This window comes from Marinomonas sp. S3726, assembly GCF_000967665.1.
GTDB lineage: Bacteria > Pseudomonadota > Gammaproteobacteria > Pseudomonadales > Marinomonadaceae > Marinomonas.
This window is the reverse complement of the sequence record NZ_JXYC01000072.1, coordinates 1-1,576: the sequence shown is the minus strand read 5'-3', so window position 1 is coordinate 1,576 and position 1,576 is coordinate 1. Positions and strand designations below refer to the sequence as shown.

At 44.0% G+C, this 1,576-nt stretch carries 1 protein-coding gene; it reads right to left on the bottom strand.

The genetic code is table 11. From position 1 onward, the window contains the following. Positions 1–311 precede the first annotated feature (311 nt). Positions 312–1,466 carry an IS110 family transposase gene (locus TW85_RS25045; RefSeq protein ID WP_046019868.1) on the bottom strand — a complete coding sequence of 385 codons (1,155 nt, stop codon included), beginning with the start codon at positions 1,464–1,466 and terminating at the stop codon, positions 312–314. Positions 1,467–1,576 lie beyond the last annotated feature (110 nt).

Below are 1,576 nucleotides of genomic sequence, written 5' to 3'. Positions count from 1 at the left end.
AAGGCGTTGGTATGACTCCCCACGTCAAGCAAAACGCAGAGATCCTTGCTAAAAAAATAGCCATAAATTCACTTTCTTTAAATAAAGTGAGTTAACGTACAGAATGAAGCAAGTATATTCGTCGGTTATCATGCTGATATTCGTGGATTACTTGTTTTTGCAAGCAGCGCCTACCTTACTTTTTTCGTCGTGGCACCTGTCTTCAGTCTATGTTCGTGGATCAGTTAATTTTCATCAACTGCCATCCTAACGCCGTCGGTGGTTGTGCCACACCCGATGCTTGATCCCATACGCTAACTCAACAACTTTTATCATGCAGGCACTCTCGATAACCGTAATTTCGGTTCAACTGGTGTCAGCACTATTTCACGCGATATTGCCCAGATGTATGCAATCATTTCCCGTGCTATAGCTGTGACAATCACATTGTAATGTTTGCCTTGGCGCAACATGGTTTGATAGCGACGGCACAACCTAAGCTGTGCTTTCCAAGCAATGTCGACAATGGTTTTTCCTAGATCTTCTTGTCGTAGCTGCAGTTCTGTTGATATGTTCGCTGCGTAGCGATAAGTATGCGCACCTTCAACCAGCAATCGCCTTGCGCGACTGTTACCGCACTTGGTGATTGCACCTATGCTGCGCTTGCCACCACTACTGTGTTCACTAGGCACAAGCCCAAGATAACTCATGAGCTTTCTTGGGTGATCGAAACGAGTTAGATCCCCGAGTTCTGCAACAAGGCCAGTTGCGACAAGTAAACGTACACCGCGCATCGCTTGGATCGCTTTTACCACAGGGTAATAGCGCCAGTTTTTAACATGATGCTCTAGCTCATTATCAAGCCGTTTTAATCGGTTCATACGCTCAGTAATGGCTTGTATGTATTCCTGCAAAACAATCTGTTGAGCAGGGTACGGCAAGATCAATTCGGTTAACCAGCGTAAATGTTGTTTCGACCAATTGTCTTTTACTTTTGCAGTGACATTATTACGTAGTAGCAAGGCTTTGAGCTGATATTTACCGTCTTTAAGATCTTTCATTGCTGTTTCTCTGGCGCGGGATAAGTCGCGTACAGCTTCATCTTCAGGTTCGGGCACGTAGATTGCCGTGAGATCTTCTGATTTGAGTAACTTAGCCAGATTCATTGCATCCCGTTTGTCTGTTTTAATTCTATCGCCAGGCTTCTTAGGAATAAGCGAAGGGGCGATCACATAGCAACAATGGCCAAGCGATGTGATCAAGCGGTAGATCCAATAACCGCAAGGACCTGCTTCATAAACGAAGTGTAATGTTGCATCAGGGTATTTTGACTCAAACTGCCTGACCAGCTTTTTAACTGATTGTTTAGTGGATGGATTTTTTCCAAGATGAATTGGTTTGACGCCCCGCACATCTTCGATATAAGCGACTTCAATAAACGATTTGTGTGTGTCCAACCCAATAAAAACGATGTTATGCTTAGCCATGCTAGTCTCCAGTTTTATATTTCTGACGAATATATTATGGCTCTGGTTTTTAAAACTAACCCACGATGTTGGAGGCTAGCTCCTCAACGAGTGGGGAGTCATTATGTCTA